Source organism: Stenotrophomonas sp. SrG, from assembly GCF_050031795.1.
GTDB classification, from domain to species: Bacteria; Pseudomonadota; Gammaproteobacteria; order Xanthomonadales; family Xanthomonadaceae; genus Stenotrophomonas; species Stenotrophomonas rhizophila_A.
This window is the reverse complement of record NZ_JBNBBE010000418.1, coordinates 1-259: the sequence shown is the minus strand read 5'-3', so window position 1 is coordinate 259 and position 259 is coordinate 1. Positions and strand designations below refer to the sequence as shown.

General features: G+C 83.8%; 1 pseudogene. It reads right to left on the bottom strand.

Going from position 1 to position 259, the window contains the following annotated elements:
* A pseudogene (locus ACQG3P_RS20305) lies at window positions 1-259 on the bottom strand (PilN domain-containing protein); the annotation flags it as partial.

The following is a 259-nucleotide window of genomic DNA, read 5'->3' as shown; positions in this document are numbered from 1 at the left end:
CGGCGCCCCGGCCCCCGTCCAGCAGCAGCGACCCCGCCCGCGCCAGCAGCCCCCCCGTGGCCCCGGCGAGCCGCCGGGGCCCGCGCCGCAGCGGGCCGGGGGCGCCCCGGCGCCGGGTCGGCGGCAGCAGGTTCCCGCCCCGCGGCTGCCCCGCGCCAGCGTCGGCCTCCACGCCGGCCACCTGCTGCGCCCAGCTGCCGGCCTGCCGCGACCACAGCTCCAGCGCCTGGCGCGGAATCACCACCAGTCCCACCTGCAG